Raw genomic sequence first — 14,438 nt, 5'->3', positions numbered from 1 at the left:
GAACCCGTACGAGCGCGGGCCCCGCGCATGCCGTACCCGAGCGGGCCCCGTGGACCCCGTCCGCGAATCCGCCCGTTCCGTCACCGCAGGCCGAGGCAGGGCAGCCAGTCGCGCGGGGCACCGTGGACGACGGTGAGCAGGGCGCTCAGGGCTCCCGGGACACCGACGAGCAAGGAGGTCCGTGATACGCCGGAGGTCCGGGGTTCACCGGAGGCCGAGGCGGGCACGGGGGCGGAAGCGACCGCTGAGGTCGGGGCGGACGCGGCGAGGGCGGCGGGAAGCCGACGCACCAGGTACTCCGCCATCCGGGAGCCCAGCGTGGCGGCGGCCGGGAGGCGGGCGTGCCGGTGGAACGCGTCGGCCACCACGAGCACGCCCGCCGCGCCGTGGCACAGCCAGAGCCGGTCGGCCAGGGGGGCGCCGACGAGATGGACGTCCTCGTCGTACCGTTCCGCGAGGGTGGTGAACGCGTCCGCCGCCCAGCCGGCCAGACTCCGGTCACCCAGGGCGTCCGCCGCGTCCCAGAGGGCCCAGGTGACACCGGGGTTGCCGCAGCACCACGCCTGACGGGCCCGGACACCCGCGGGCGGCGGGCCGTCGAGTCCGGCGCCGTCCCAGCTCCGGACGGACCGGGCGTCGTCGAACGACTGCCGCACCAGCCAACGAGTGGCACCGCGCAGGGCGTCCAGCAGTTCCGGCCACGGGCCCACGTGGCGGACGGCGGCGGCGAGCGCGGTGACGAGCCCGGCGACACCGTGGCCCATGCCCGTGCTGACCCGGCCCTGCAACCAGCCCAGGCGCGGATGGCCGGAGTACTGCCCGACACGCAGCCGGTACAGGTCGCCGCTGTCGCACAGCTCCGTCAAGTGCGCGGTGAACGGCATGAGTTGGCTGCGTTTCGGCTGCGCTGTGCCGACGCACAACGCCAGCAGGGTGCCGGACGGTCCGCCGACGAGGTCGTAGTCGGGCAGCCCGACGTCCACGGTCCGCCATGGGCGTCTCCATGCCTGGTCCAGCAGGTGGTCGCGGAGTCTGTCGGCGGCCCGGTGCAGGGACGGGTGGATACGGGCGCCGAGCCTCAGCCCGACCAGCGTCCCGGCCAACCCTCCGTCGTACAGGCCGCAATGACCGGGCCCGTGACCGATGGACCGCGCCCACGCCTCCACCGCGCGCTCGGCACTCGCCCTCGCACGCCCCGCGCCCGGCCCCACCGCACAGCCGACACCCGTCCCGGCGCCCGGCCCCGCCGGACCGCACGTCTCCGCCACGAGGCGGGCCAGTACGGGGATGCCGGGATCGGGGGTCGCGCGCCCGGCCCCGGAGAAGTCGTCGAGAAGTCGGACGGCGATGTCGAGTACGACGCTGTCGAGCGGGGCGGTGTCGGATACGGCGGTATCGGACGCCGCACGGTGCGGCGGGGCCTGTCCTGGGTGCATCGGAACTCCTCGTCGAGGAGCCACCCGGAACGGGTCGGGTCCGGTGACTCCGTTCAACTCAACAGTGGACAGCTGATGTCCGGATGCTGATGTCCGGATGCGGAGCCGTCGGCGCAGGACTCCGTGTCTCGATCGGTCACGGCAGGGCGACGTTGTCGTCCAGCCAGTTTCCCGCTTCGGTACCGACTGAAAGAGATATTGCAATTATTCGTATTTTGGACGGTTGTGCGCGAGGCGCAACTCGCAAGCAGCACACAGCCGTTCACGCCGTCGGCCCTGGCGACGCTCCCGCGCTTCCCCGTGGTCGAGACGCTCCTCCACCCCCGCCCGCCCGCGTCCGTCCATGCCCGTCCGCACCTGTCCCCGCCCGCGTTTCACGCCGGTGCGCGACGGAGCGTCACCGTCGCCCGGCGCGCTTCGAGCGCCCTGCATCCGCGCCTGTCTGCGCAGATCACGGCCGTGCCACGCTGCCGGTGATCAGGAACGGAGCCCTGATCACCGGCAGGGGAAGCCCTGGTCGCTGTCAGCAGGAAGGCATCCACGATGAACCGCTTCACCGCGCTCGCCGTCACCTCCATCGCCATGGCCCTCGGCCTCGCCACCGGCCCCGCCGCCGCCTCGCCCGGCGAGGCCGCCTCCGCCGGGGCCCCGAGGACGGCCGCCGCGTACAACTGCACCGCCGGGTACTTCTGCATCTACAGCGACTGGAACGGAGGCGGCACGCGCTGTCAGTGGTCGGACAAGAAGCGTGCGAACACCGCCGACAACTGCTCCTTCATCCAGCGCGGCCAGAACGTCCGCTCCGTGTGGAACTCGACGGGCCATCGCGTGCAGTACTACACGGGCACCAACTACAACAATCGCGTCGGTTCCACCCCCTCCGGCAAGGGCGGCAACCTCCAGGGCAACTACCAGATCCGCTCCTTCCAGCCGCAGTGACCGGAGAAGCGGGGACGCACGCATGAGGCGCACCGCGGAGGTGCGCCGTTCGCCCTCCTCCCCGGTCACCGGCCGGGGAGCGCCCGAGGGGTGGGGAAAACAGCACTGCTCGTCGACATCGGACCCGGCGGACTTCCTGGAAGTCCGCCGGGTCCGATGTCGACGAGCAGTTGTGAGAGGTCGGCGGCTCGGACCGCTCGCCGTGCGACGGACACGCACGACGCGGTCCGCCCGGCCCTCGGGGCCGCCCGGCTCACGGATCCGGGCGCCGACCACCGGTCCCGGACGGACGGCTCTGGACAGCGGCAGTGACCGCCGGGTAACTTCTGACATTATCTGAGCAAGCGCTTAGCCAGTCCGGCAGAAGCCCCGCTCACAGCGGACCGAAGCCAACCGGGGCCGGCCGAACCCGCCCGCAGCTGATCAAGGAGGCACCCGTGCGCCGTACGGTATTCGACGAGGACCACGAGGCGTTCCGGGAGACCATACGCGCCTTCATCGAGGCCGAGGTCGTCCCCCACTACGACGAGTGGTTCCAGCAGGGCATCGTGCCGCGCGAGCTCTACGGCAAGCTCGCCGAGCTGGGCCTGTTCGGCATCAACGTGCCGGAGGAGTTCGGCGGCGCCGGTCTGGAGACGCACAAGTTCGAGGCCATCCAGTACGAGGAGACCGCCCGCGCGGGCGTCAACTTCGGCGGTTCCGGTGTGCACGTGCTGCTCGCCCTGCCGTACATCAAGATGCTGGCCACCGAGGACCAGAAGAAGCGCTACCTGCCGAAGTTCGTCTCCGGTGAGGAGATGTGGGCCCTCGCGATGACCGAGCCGGGCACCGGCTCCGACCTCGCGGGCATGAAGACCACCGCCAAGCTCTCGGACGACGGCACGCACTACGTGCTCAACGGGTCCAAGACGTTCATCACGGGCGGTGTCCACGCCGACCGCGTGATCGTCTGCGCCCGGACCTCCGCGCCGACCGCCGAGGACCGCCGCTTCGGCATCTCCCTGTTCGCCGTCGACACCAAGTCCGAGGGCTACTCCATCGGCCGCAAGCTCGACAAGCTCGGCCTGCGCACGTCCGACACCGCCGAGCTGGCGTTCGTCGATGTGAAGGTGCCCACCGAGGACCTCCTCGGCGAGGAGAACAAGGGCTTCTACTACCTCGGCCAGAACCTGCCGTCCGAGCGCTGGGGCATCGCCTACGGCGCGTACGCGCAGGCCAAGGCCGCCGTCGCGTTCGCCAAGCAGTACGTGCAGGAGCGCACGGTCTTCGGCAAGACGGTCGCGTCCTTCCAGAACACCAAGTTCGAACTGGCCGCCTGCCAGGCCGAGGTGGACGCCGCCGAGGCCGTCGCCGACCGCGCGCTGGAGGCTCTGGACGCCGGTGAGCTGACCGCCGCCGAGGCCGCGTCCGCCAAGCTGTTCTGCACCGAGGTCGCGCACCGCGTCATCGACCGCTGCCTCCAGCTCCACGGCGGCTACGGCTACATGAACGAGTACCCGATCGCCCGCCTCTACGCGGACAACCGGGTCAACCGCATCTACGGCGGCACCAACGAGGTCATGAAGTCGATCATCGCCAAGTCCATGGGCCTGTAGGACGGGCGCGTTCCTTCGATGAGCACGGCACTCGACTCCCTGCTCGATCTGCTCGACCTGGAGCAGATCGAGCGGGACATCTTCCGGGGCACGAGCCGTTCCGCGGTCATCCCCCGGGTCTTCGGCGGCCAGGTCGCGGCCCAGGCCCTGGTGGCCGCGGGCCGTACCGTCCCCGGCGACGGAACGAGCGGTTCCGACCCGTCCTCCGGTCAGGGGCTCGCGGTCCCGGCCGCCCACTCCCTGCACGCGTACTTCCTGCGGCCGGGCGATCCGGGCGCGCCGATCGTCTATGACGTCGACCGCATCCGGGACGGGCGTTCCTTCACCACCCGCCGCGTCGTCGCCGTCCAGCACGGGCAGCCGATCTTCCACCTCTCGGCATCGTTCCAGAGGTACGAGGAGGGGCTGGAGCACCAGGCTCCGATGCTGCCGGCCCCGGACCCGGAGACGCTGCCGACGGCCGAGGAGATGCTGCCCCGGTACGCGGACCGCTTCAGCGATCCGGGGGTGGTGGACCGGCTGATCGAGGCGCGTGCCGCGGTCGATCTCCGGTACGTGGACGAGCCGCCGTTCGCCACGGTCGGGCAGCCTCGCGAGCCCCGCTCGCAGGTGTGGTTCCGCACCAACGGCAAGCTCGACGACGACCCGCTGCTGCACGTCTGCATGGCGACGTACGTCTCCGACATGACGCTGCTGGACTCGGTACTGCTCGCGCACGGGCGCGGGGGCTGGGCGGTCGGTGACGTGGTCGGGGCGAGCCTGGACCACGCCATGTGGTTCCACCGGCCGTTCCGGGCCGACGAGTGGCTGCTGTACGACCAGGAGTCGCCGTCCGCGTCCGGCGGGCGCGGCCTCGGCCAGGCCCGTATCTACACGCGGGACGGCCGACTGGCGATCACGGTGATCCAGGAGGGCGTGGTCCGGGTACCCCGGTGACCGGGGCACGGGCCGACCCCGGCGCCGGCCCGTGCCCGTGCGGGGCCGCCACCGTGCCGCCGCTCGGTGCCGCCCGTACCGGCCCGCGCGCAGCCCCGCAACGGCCGGTGCCGAACGTCGGCCGGTGCCGAAATGCGCATGTGCAGCGGGCACGGCCCTGGCACGCTGCGCCGATGAATCGTGAACAGATCTCCGCGATCGCCCACACCCATCACCCCATCAAGTTCCCGCTCCACGACGAGTCTCCTTGGTCCTGCGCCGGACGACGGACTGATCCAAGGGCCCCTCTCGCCGACGGGTCCCTCCCCCCGATCGTTCCAGGGGCCCTCCGTCCGCCGTCCCCGACCGTTCCGCCGGTCGGGGACGAGCCGGACCGGCGCCGGAAGCGTCGCGCTCCCGTCCGGCGCCCGTTTCAGAGCAGTCCTGCCGCGTCCAGGAGATAGTCCGTGAGCGGGTCGTAGAAGCGGGGATCCAGCACGTGGTCGTCCAGCGGCACGACCACCTGGAGCGTCCCCTCCGCCTCTCCGAGGAACAGCGCCGGGTCGTTGCAGTCCGCGTACCCCACCGCGTCCAGCCCCCGCTGCCCCGCGCACCCCGCCCAGCCGTGGTCGGCCACCACCAGGTCGGGCAGCGGGCGGCCCTCCCGTTCCAGACCGTCCAGGATCGCGGCCATCGGGGCGGGCGAATGGGTGTGCCAGAGCGTCGCGCCCCGCTCCTGCACCGCCACGTCCGCGAACTGGAACACCATGCCCTCGTCGGCCACCAGCCCCGACGGAATCCGTACGATCTCGCATCCGGCGGCCCGCAGCGCGTGCGCGGTCTGCCGGTGCACGTCGAGGAGGCCGCCCGGGTGCCCGGTCGCGAACAGCACCCGTTCCGAAGCCTCCGCCGCCTTCCGCAGCCGTGCCGCCATCCGCTCCAGGGCGCCGACGGTCAGCTCCGGGTCGATGGTGTCCTGCCCGAACCGGTGCTCCGGGTCGTCGCTGACCCCGCAGCGCTCGGCCATCACGGCCAGCACGTCCTGCTCGTCGCACCACCGGTCGCCGAGTTCCAGGCCCAGCCAGTAGTGACGGTCGCCGTTGGCGAGCTTGCGGTAATGGGAGAGATTGTTGTCGCGGGGTGTGGCGACGTCTCCGGCGATGCGCGTACGGACGAGGTGTTCGACAAGGGCGGCACGTCTGGGTATCGGCATGAACCCATTGTGCCGTCAGGTGTGCGCAGTGTGCCGGGCTCTTGCTGTGACAGGGCCGGTCCTCCTCCGCCCTCCTCCGTCGGCCCTTGCCGCGCCCTCCCGCACCCGCCGAACCGGGCGTCGGCCGGGCTCGGCTCCGGGAAGGTGCACTCAGGGAAGCCGCGTCGAGTACGTGATCCTCTCCAGGTGGTAGTACCGGGCGACGCACTGCCCCGGCCACAGCCTCTTCCCGTTGCCGCCGAACGGCTCCCCCATCCCGCTGACCGACACCGGCGTGTACGGCAGCACTCGGGCCCCGCGCGCCGCTCCCTCCCGCAGTGAACGGTCCTGGCGGTCCCAGCGCTGGGCACGTACGTCCATCTGCTGTTCCAGCCGAAAGAGCGGGACGGCGAGCCCGACGCAGGTCAGCGCGCACAGGGCCGCCGCGACCGCCGTCGGTACCGTCACCGTGCGCGCGCCCCTCGCGCGTCGGCCCGAGCGCCGCGCACGCCTCAGCAGCGCCCGCCCCAGCAGAGCTCCGGCCCACACCAGGAGCAGCACGTAGAGCAGCAGGAAGTCGCCCCAGACGCGGGGCGCGAGCGCCACGCTCGTCCCGAAGGCGGGGCGGGCGACGACGGTGCAGAGGTATCCGGCGACCAGGAAGGCGAGGAAGCCGACGAGCAGGAGGACGAGAGGGCGACGTCCCAGGAGCCCGTCCGTCCCCGGCCCGTCCATCTCCAACCCGTCCGTTCCCGGCCCCTCCGCCCGTCGCCCGTCCGTCCCCGGCCCGTCCGTGCCCGGCCCCTCCGTCCCGCGTCCGTCCCTCCGCCGTCCGTCGCGGCGTACCAGCAGTCCCAGCAGCACACCGACCGCGACCGCCCCCAGGTACTGCCACGTCGTGAGGACCGTTCCCAGGATGTCGGCGAAGGACCGCAGCGCGTCGCCCAGCGCCTGCGGGCCGAGCATGGTGGTGGAGTCGGCGCCGAACCGTTCGCGGCGGGTGCGCGCGCCCGGTGACAGGTACAGAACGGCCGCCCCGATCACGACCCCGGCGACGGCGACCCCGCACCAGACGCGGGTACGGGTACGGGTGGGCCCCGGAACCGTCCGGAGACTGAGCAGCAGGACAGCTGCGAGAAGAACGAGGACGACGACCGCGGTCTCCTCCGACAACGTGCCGATGAAGACCCCGGCCACGAGCGCGACGCCCAGCGCGAAGCCCCACCCCCGGCGGGTTCGCGCCCGCAGCAGCGGAATCACGGCGGCGCAGGCCAGGACCGGTGAGACGGTGTGCGAGACGGAGGAGGCGGGCCAGTAGAACACCTTGTACGTGTTCGATGTGGCCAGGAGGAAGACGGCCGTGGCCATCGCCGCCACCAGCAGGGCGAGGCCGCGGGGCGCGGTCAGCCGGGCCCTGCCGAGCGCGGAGGCGACCAGTGCCCAGAGGACGCCCAGCATGACCACTCCGCTGACCAGGGCGAACCACTGGTGTCCGGCGACGCCGAAGGCTCCGTACGCGACGACGAGCAGCGCGTTGGCGACCCGTCCGTTGTCCTGGAGGTAGAACTTCGCGATCATCCCGGCGGCGCCCTCGTCGCGCACGACCGGGAGGAAGCACCAGTCGTCCGCGCCCGGACGGACCAGGCGGCCGATCCAGAAGGCCGTGCCGAGCAGGGCGACCGGCAGGAGGGTGAGCAACGTCAGCGCCCGGACCGGGATCCGGTTCGTCACGCACCGGCCCACACGGTCGGAGTCCGGGGCGCTCCCGGCGTCGGGGGTGGTCCCGGAGTCCGGGGCGGCTTCCGCGCCGCCGTCCGGGCGGGTCGGACCCCCGCCACTCCGTCGCTCGTCGTCGTCGGCGGTCTTCGGCGTTTCCGCGGTCATGTGCGCTGGGACCTTCCGTACGGGGCTCACGCCATGCGTGTCTCTGTCGCCACGCGTGTCCGTGTCGCGATGCGGGTGTCTGTGTGTCGTGCGCTAGGGGTTCGCGGACGGCACGGAGGCTCAGGGCGCGGTGTGTCCGGCGCGGCTCCCGGCCGGTGCGGTAGTACGTCGACGGGCCAGGTCCGCGCCGGTGTCGATGGCCCATCGGGCGAGGAGGAACGAGAACGGCGTGGCGAGGATTCCCGCGGCGAGGGCGGCGACGTTCTTGCCCAGACCCAGATGACTCACGCCGATGTAGAGCAGCGTCCCGGTGAGCACGAGATTGACGACGCTCGACAGCGGATACCGGAAGAGGGCCTGCAAGGTCGGCTTCGTCCGGCAGGTGATGTACGAGTTGAGCAGGAACGAACCCAGAACGCTGATCATGTATCCGACGACGTGCGCGGCCAGATAGGGAATCCAATTGTTCAGCGAGACGTACACCGCCAGATATACCGCCGTATTGATGAAGCCGATCGCCACGAATGCGATGAACTGGCGCAACGTACGGAATCTGGATGCGCCGATCGCGGTCGCCCCGGACGGCCGCGCACGTGACCGCTCGGCCGCGGTGGCCGGCGGCCCCGGGCGGCCGTCCGCCCGCCGTCCGTCGACCCGCGGAAGTGCCCTCGCCTTCGCCGTATCGTTCGTTTCACTCACCACGTAGTGCGGACGGCGTTTCGTCTCGCAGTAAATGCGCCCCACGTATTCGCCGATGACGCCGAGCGTCGCGAGCTGGATTCCACCGAGGGCGACGACGGTGGTCAGCAGGGTGGTGTAGCCGGGCACGACGACGCCGTGCAGGGCCACCTCGGCGATGATCCACACGGCGTATCCCAATGCCGTGAGCGCGAGCGCGAGACCGGCGTGGATGGCCAGGCGCAGCGGGCGGCTGTTGAACGAGATCAGCCCGTCGATCCCGTAGTTGAACAGCCGCCTGCCGCCCCACTTCGAGCGTCCCGCCGCACGCTGCATGTTCTGGTAGGTGAAGCTGACCGTGTCGAAGCCGATCCAGGAGAAGATCCCCTTGGAGAACCGGTTCGTCTCGGGCATCGCGAGCACGGCGTCCACGGCGTCGCGCGACAGCAGCCTGAAATCGCCTTCCCCGTCCACGACCTCGACATCCATGCACCGGCCCATGGCCTTGTAGTAGACGGAGCTGAGGAGGGTGCGCAGGGCGCTCTCCCCCGTACGGTCCCGTCGTGCGACGACCTGGTCGTAGCCGCAGCGCCGCAGTTCCAGCATGCGCGGCAGCAATTCGGGCGGGTGCTGGAGGTCTGCGTCCATGAGGACGACGGAGTCGCCGCGGGACATGCGCAGCCCCGCGAGCATGGCCGCCTCCTTGCCGAAATTGCGACTGAAGGACGTGTAGCGGACCCGCCGGTCGGCGGTGGCGAGCGAACCGATCCTGAGTCTGGTGCGATCGCTGCTGCCGTCGTCGACATAACAGATCTCGAAGGTCCGACGGGTCGAGTCGAGGGCGCAGACGAGCGCGCGATGAAATGCGTCGATCACCTCGTCCTCATTGAAACAGGGGACAACGACCGAAACCTGACATGTTTTCATTCAAATTCCCCATCAGGCGTGGCGGGACAGCTCAAACCATATGCCTGGGGATCATCGCGACACCTGAGCGACGGAGCCCGCGAAGAAAAAGGAAAGGGAATTTGAGGAATGACCTCCGCTCCGCCGCATCAATTCATATATTCAGGGCGCCCCCGGAGCCGGAAGCACGGTCGGCTTCACGGCTGGGTGTGTTGCTCGGCGGCGTCGAACGCGGGCGCGAGCGGGGCCAGCGCCATGCGGAGCTGGTCGGGCAGCGAGCCGGAGGGCATGACCAGTCCTCCGGCGGCGAAACTCTCGGCGGCCTCCGCGTTCCCGGCCGGCCGGAGCCAGCCCTCCAACGCGATGCGAACCGCCGCGGCCACGCTCGCCGCGAGAACTCGGGCTGTGTGCGCTCCGGCGTCACCTAGGCGTTCGGCGATCACCGCCGCGAGAGGAGGCTCGATGCCGGCGGCGGCATCGAGGAACGCGTCACGCAGTGCGGTCTGCGTGGTGATCAGCAGCAGCGCCTTGTGTTCGCGCTCGCCGGTGTTCGTGTACTGCTCGACCACTGCTTCGGTGACGGCGTCGGCCAGGCGCACTCCTGCGGGCCGGGCCGCGACCGCCGCCGCGATGCGCGCCTCCCGGTCCGCGGTGACAGCAGAGACGATCGCCTGCTCGCGGCTGGCGAAGTAGTTGTTGTAGGTGCGCGGCGAGACCCCGGCCGCCGCAGCGATGTCCTCGACCCGCACCTGGTCGGGTCCGCGCTCCACGGCCAGGCGCAGGGCCGCCTCGCGTAGCGCCTCGCGCGTGGCCTGCTTCTTCCGCTCCCGCAGCCCTGGTGGTGGTGTCGTCACGGCGTCAGCGTTCCACACAGGGCTACGTACGCACAAAGTTGCGTCAGCGCAAAATTAATCGCAGCACAAACTTGCTGGCACGCACTTTTCCTGTCAGCCTCGACCTGACCGAGACCGACAGAGAGGACATCGCCGTGCGAGCAAGAGGAATGACCTACGACACCGGATTCGTCGTGCACGGCCAGATATCCCGCGAGCACTTCGACCCCGCGGTGGTCCGGCGCGAGCTCGCCATCATCCGCGACGACCTGCACTGCAACGCGGTCCAGATCATCGGCGGCGACCCGGACCGACTGGAGCTGGCCGCCGGTGCCGCCGCCGAGCTCGGCATGGAGGTCTGGTTCTCGCCCTATCCGCTGGAGCTGGATCCGGAGCGGATCCTCATGCTCTTCCGCGACTGCGCCGAGCGTGCGGAACGGCTCCGGCAGCAGGGGGCCACAGTCGTGTTCGTCGCAGGGGTCGAGCTGAGCGTGATGAACCGCGGGTTCCTGCCCGGGGAGAGCCCCGAGGAGCGGGTCGAGCGGCTGATGAGCCCACCCGAGCGGCGGGCCGAAGCGATGCGCGAGCTCGGCGTGCGCATCAACGCATTCCTCCGCGAGGCCGCGGCCACGGTCCGCGAGCGCTTCCAGGGCGGGCTCACCTACGCGTCCATCCAGTTCGAGCAGGTCGACTGGACTCCCTTCGACATTGTGACGTTCGAGCTGATCCGCTCCGCCGAGGTCGCCGACCGGTTCCGGGACGCGGTGCGCACCCTGACCCAAGGCCCGAAGCCGCTCGCCATCACCGGGTTCGGCACCGCGGCCTACCGCGGCGCGGGAGACCGCGGTGGGCGGGTGCTGGAAGTGGTCGAGTACGACCCGGAGACCAAGGCCCCCGTACGGCTGAACGGTATATACGAGCGTGACGAGGCCGGCCAGGCCGCATATCTGAGCGAACTACTGGAGATCTTCGAGACCGAGGGCGTGGACAGCGCGTTCGTGTTCTTGTTCGCCTTGCCCGGCTACCCGCACCGCCCGGACGGCGACCCCAGGGACGACTTGGACCGGGCCGGCCTGGGCATCGTCAAACTCCTCGAAGGATGCCGGGGACAGACCTACGCCGACATGGAATGGGAACCCAAGGCCGCCTTCACGGCAGTGGCGCAGCGGTATCGGAGGTGACAGGCCGCGCACGGTGACCACGGCTCGGGCTCTGCACTGCGCCGTGGTGCAGACCCCGAGCAGACGGAAGGGGCCGCGCAACGCAGGTCTTCAATACACCTGGTGCTGTGGCCGGAAGGGTTCACCGGCTCGCGACGCCCGGCACGGCATTTCTCCGCGTTGTCGCATCACCCGAGTACGTCCAGCACGAGGGCGATCCTCCGCCTTGCGACGCGCCGCACCGGACGCCGCTGCTTCCCGGCGAACCATTCCGGCCACAGCACTAGTGCTGTGGCCGGGAAGGTTCACCGGCTCGCGATGCCCGGCACGGCACCTCGCGGTGTTGTCGCATCACCCGCGTACGTCCAGTACGCGGACGATGCTCCGCCTTGCGATGCACCGCACCGGACGCCGCGAGCCACCCGGCAAACCTTCCCGGCCACAGCACTAGCGACAGGCCGCTGCCTCGAACGCACCGCGCGCCAGTCGCTGCAGCAGCGCAGCCGTGTCCGCGCGGTCCGGCCGCGCGTCGGGGCGCCCCAGGTGCGGGGTCGAGTTCAGCAGACCGAAGACGGCGTGGACGGCGGCGCGCGCCTCGTGCTCGGGAAGGTCCGGGTACAGCTCGCGGACGACGTCCACCCACACCTCGACGTACTGCCGCTGGAGCTGGCGGACCCGCTTGCGGTCGGCGTCCCGGAGGCGGTCCAGCTCACGGTCGTGCAGGGTGATGAGGGGGCGGTCGTCGAGGGCGAAGTCGATGTGCCCCTCGATGAGCGCGTCCAGCAGGGCCCGCGGGGAGCCGTCCGCGCGGGCCGCGTCCTCCGACACCCGCAGCCGCCCGCCGGCCAGCAGTCGCTCGCTGATGCCGACCAGCAGTTCGGCGAGCATCGCGTCCTTGCCGGGGAAGTGCCGGTAGAGGCCCGGCCCGCTGATGCCGACGGCGGCCCCTATCTCGTCGACGCCGACGCCGTGGAAGCCGCGCTCGGCGAAGAGGCGGGCGGCCTCCTTGAGGATCTGCTCGCGGCGGGTGGGGGCCGCGACGCGGGCGGCGGCGTTGGTGCTCATGAGGATTCATTCTAGACAACCCTGTTAGCGCTCGTTAACCTGAAGGCGAGAGACGTTAACGGTCATTAACAACTCGACCGCGCGACGGCAGTGGCCGGCCGTACGGACAACAGTGGACAGCGGTACGGACAGCGAGCGGTACGGGCAAGGGGGCTCGACACGATGCAGCAGGCACCGGTGCTGGTGAGCGCGGCGGATCCCGCCTCCGAGACCTGGCAGGCCAACGAGGCGGCGCATCTCGCGCTCACCGACGAGCTGCGCGCGCGGCTCGCCACGGCCAGGCTGGGCGGGGGCGAGCGGGCCCGTGCCCGGCACGTGGCGCGCGGCAAGCTGCTGCCCCGCGACCGGGTGGACACCCTGCTCGATCCGGGCTCCCCGTTCCTGGAGCTGGCCCCGCTGGCGGCCGAGGGGCTGTACGGGGGTGCCGCCCCGGCGGCCGGGGTGATCGCGGGGATCGGCCGGGTCAGCGGCCGGGAGTGCGTGATCGTCGCCAACGACGCGACCGTCAAGGGCGGCACGTACTACCCGATGACGGTGAAGAAACACCTGCGCGCGCAGGAGGTCGCGCTGGAGAACCGTCTCCCCTGCCTGTACCTCGTCGACTCCGGCGGCGCCTTCCTGCCGATGCAGGACGAGGTCTTTCCGGACCGGGAGCACTTCGGCCGGATCTTCTACAACCAGGCCCGGATGTCGGGGGCGGGCATTCCGCAGATCGCCGCCGTCATGGGCTCGTGCACGGCGGGCGGGGCATACGTCCCCGCGATGAGCGACGAGGCCGTGATCGTACGGAACCAGGGCACGATCTTCCTGGGCGGCCCGCCGCTGGTGAAGGCGGCGACCGGCGAGGTCGTGACCGCGGAGGAACTGGGCGGCGGCGAGGTGCACTCCCGTACGTCCGGCGTGACCGACCATCTCGCCGAGGACGACGCGCACGCGTTGCGGATCGTGCGGAACATCGTCTCCACGCTGCCGCGGCGCGGGGCGCTGCCGTGGCCGGTGCGGCCGGTCGAGGAGCCGAAGGCGGATCCCGCCGGGCTGTACGGGGCCGTCCCCGTCGATTCGCGCACGCCGTACGACGTGCGCGAGGTGATCGCCCGAGTGGTGGACGGCTCACGGTTCGCCGAGTTCAAGGCGGAGTACGGCACGACGCTGGTCACCGGCTTCGCCCACATCCACGGCCACCCGGTCGGGATCGTCGCCAACAACGGCATCCTGTTCTCCGAGTCCGCCCAGAAGGGCGCCCACTTCATCGAGCTGTGCGACCAGCGCGGCATTCCGCTGGTCTTCCTCCAGAACATCTCGGGCTTCATGGTGGGGCGCGACTACGAGGCCGGCGGCATCGCCAAGCACGGCGCGAAGATGGTGACGGCGGTCGCCTGCACCCGCGTACCGAAGCTGACGGTGGTGGTCGGCGGCTCGTACGGGGCGGGCAACTACTCCATGTGCGGCCGGGCCTACTCCCCCCGCTTCCTGTGGATGTGGCCCAACGCGAAGATCTCCGTCATGGGCGGCGAGCAGGCCGCCTCCGTCCTCGCCACGGTCAAGCGCGACCAGCTGGGCGACGACTGGAGCGCGGCGGACGAGGAGGCGTTCAAGGCCCCGATCCGCGAACAGTACGAGACCCAGGGCAACGCCTACTACGCCACGGCCCGGCTCTGGGACGACGGTGTGATCGACCCGACGGAGACCCGGCAGGTACTGGGGCTCGCCCTGACCGCGTGCGCAAACGCTCCGCTTCCCCAAAAGGACCCCGCAGCGCCCGGCTTCGGCGTCTTCCGGATGTGAGGAAGGGATGCCTTCCATGAGTGAGGAACGGATGACCTCCGGAAGAGATG

Annotated in this window: 11 protein-coding genes; 5 read left to right on the top strand and 6 right to left on the bottom strand. The window is 70.8% G+C overall.

What is annotated here, in order from left to right:
- Positions 1-80: 80 nt before the first annotated feature.
- Positions 81-1,436 (bottom strand): lanthionine synthetase LanC family protein, encoded by a 1,356-nt coding sequence (locus tag ACFYY6_RS14745; protein ID WP_351524880.1) that lies wholly within the window; start codon positions 1,434-1,436, stop codon positions 81-83.
- Between the two features lie 543 nt (positions 1,437-1,979).
- Here ACFYY6_RS14745 and ACFYY6_RS14740 point away from each other — a divergent pair.
- The 3 genes from ACFYY6_RS14740 to ACFYY6_RS14730 all read left to right on the top strand — a co-directional run bounded on the left by ACFYY6_RS14740 (position 1,980) and on the right by ACFYY6_RS14730 (position 4,906).
- The gene (locus ACFYY6_RS14740; RefSeq protein WP_351524881.1) at positions 1,980-2,375 is read left to right on the top strand and encodes a peptidase inhibitor family I36 protein; all 396 of its coding nucleotides are present in this window, start codon (positions 1,980-1,982) and stop codon (positions 2,373-2,375) included.
- A 437-nt stretch (positions 2,376-2,812) separates the two neighbouring features.
- Complete coding sequence (locus tag ACFYY6_RS14735) at positions 2,813-3,970, top strand: acyl-CoA dehydrogenase family protein (protein ID WP_351519037.1); 1,158 nt, start codon at positions 2,813-2,815, stop codon at positions 3,968-3,970.
- A gap of 18 nt (positions 3,971-3,988) precedes the next feature.
- On the top strand, positions 3,989-4,906 hold the full coding sequence (locus tag ACFYY6_RS14730) for an acyl-CoA thioesterase II (RefSeq protein WP_351519036.1): 918 nt from the start codon (positions 3,989-3,991) through the stop codon (positions 4,904-4,906).
- A gap of 412 nt (positions 4,907-5,318) precedes the next feature.
- Here the strand turns inward: ACFYY6_RS14730 and ACFYY6_RS14725 are convergent, their stop codons facing one another.
- The 4 genes from ACFYY6_RS14725 to ACFYY6_RS14710 form a co-directional block, all read right to left on the bottom strand.
- Complete coding sequence (locus ACFYY6_RS14725; protein WP_351633643.1) at positions 5,319-6,098, bottom strand: phosphatase; 780 nt, start codon at positions 6,096-6,098, stop codon at positions 5,319-5,321.
- Positions 6,099-6,248: 150 nt separating this feature from the next.
- A complete protein-coding gene (locus ACFYY6_RS14720; protein WP_351633646.1) occupies positions 6,249-7,961 on the bottom strand; it encodes a DUF6056 family protein in 1,713 nt (570 codons plus the stop codon).
- A gap of 120 nt (positions 7,962-8,081) precedes the next feature.
- On the bottom strand, positions 8,082-9,566 hold the full coding sequence (locus tag ACFYY6_RS14715; protein ID WP_389193317.1) for a glycosyltransferase: 1,485 nt from the start codon (positions 9,564-9,566) through the stop codon (positions 8,082-8,084).
- Between the two features lie 176 nt (positions 9,567-9,742).
- The gene (locus ACFYY6_RS14710; protein ID WP_351519030.1) at positions 9,743-10,399 is read right to left on the bottom strand and encodes a helix-turn-helix domain-containing protein; all 657 of its coding nucleotides are present in this window, start codon (positions 10,397-10,399) and stop codon (positions 9,743-9,745) included.
- A 149-nt stretch (positions 10,400-10,548) separates the two neighbouring features.
- Between ACFYY6_RS14710 and ACFYY6_RS14705 the strand changes: the two genes are divergently transcribed.
- The gene (locus tag ACFYY6_RS14705) at positions 10,549-11,559 is read left to right on the top strand and encodes a hypothetical protein (RefSeq protein WP_351519044.1); all 1,011 of its coding nucleotides are present in this window, start codon (positions 10,549-10,551) and stop codon (positions 11,557-11,559) included.
- A 426-nt stretch (positions 11,560-11,985) separates the two neighbouring features.
- On the opposite strand, the gene ACFYY6_RS14700 is transcribed toward ACFYY6_RS14705, so the two are convergent.
- Positions 11,986-12,603 (bottom strand): TetR/AcrR family transcriptional regulator, encoded by a 618-nt coding sequence (locus tag ACFYY6_RS14700; protein ID WP_351519029.1) that lies wholly within the window; start codon positions 12,601-12,603, stop codon positions 11,986-11,988.
- Between the two features lie 162 nt (positions 12,604-12,765).
- Between ACFYY6_RS14700 and ACFYY6_RS14695 the strand changes: the two genes are divergently transcribed.
- The gene (locus ACFYY6_RS14695) at positions 12,766-14,388 is read left to right on the top strand and encodes a carboxyl transferase domain-containing protein (RefSeq protein ID WP_351519027.1); all 1,623 of its coding nucleotides are present in this window, start codon (positions 12,766-12,768) and stop codon (positions 14,386-14,388) included.
- Positions 14,389-14,438: the final 50 nt, after the last annotated feature.

The sequence above is a fragment of the Streptomyces sp. NPDC001750 genome, assembly GCF_042892615.1.
Taxonomy (GTDB): Bacteria; Actinomycetota; Actinomycetes; order Streptomycetales; family Streptomycetaceae; genus Streptomyces.
Note: the sequence above shows the minus strand (reverse complement) of the source record. Positions and strands in the feature narration are given on the sequence as shown.

What these genes read in the sequence shown, in the direction of transcription:
- ACFYY6_RS14745 (WP_351524880.1), bottom strand. Translation starts at nt 1,436, where the DNA reads ATGCACCCAGGACAGGCCCCGCCGCACCGTGCGGCGTCCGATACCGCC.
- ACFYY6_RS14740 (WP_351524881.1), top strand. Translation starts at nt 1,980, where the DNA reads ATGAACCGCTTCACCGCGCTCGCCGTCACCTCCATCGCCATGGCCCTC.
- ACFYY6_RS14730 (WP_351519036.1), top strand. Translation starts at nt 3,989, where the DNA reads ATGAGCACGGCACTCGACTCCCTGCTCGATCTGCTCGACCTGGAGCAG.
- ACFYY6_RS14725 (WP_351633643.1), bottom strand. Translation starts at nt 6,098, where the DNA reads ATGCCGATACCCAGACGTGCCGCCCTTGTCGAACACCTCGTCCGTACG.
- ACFYY6_RS14720 (WP_351633646.1), bottom strand. Translation starts at nt 7,961, where the DNA reads ATGACCGCGGAAACGCCGAAGACCGCCGACGACGACGAGCGACGGAGT.
- ACFYY6_RS14715 (WP_389193317.1), bottom strand. Translation starts at nt 9,566, where the DNA reads ATGAAAACATGTCAGGTTTCGGTCGTTGTCCCCTGTTTCAATGAGGAC.
- ACFYY6_RS14705 (WP_351519044.1), top strand. Translation starts at nt 10,549, where the DNA reads ATGACCTACGACACCGGATTCGTCGTGCACGGCCAGATATCCCGCGAG.
- ACFYY6_RS14700 (WP_351519029.1), bottom strand. Translation starts at nt 12,603, where the DNA reads ATGAGCACCAACGCCGCCGCCCGCGTCGCGGCCCCCACCCGCCGCGAG.
- ACFYY6_RS14695 (WP_351519027.1), top strand. Translation starts at nt 12,766, where the DNA reads ATGCAGCAGGCACCGGTGCTGGTGAGCGCGGCGGATCCCGCCTCCGAG.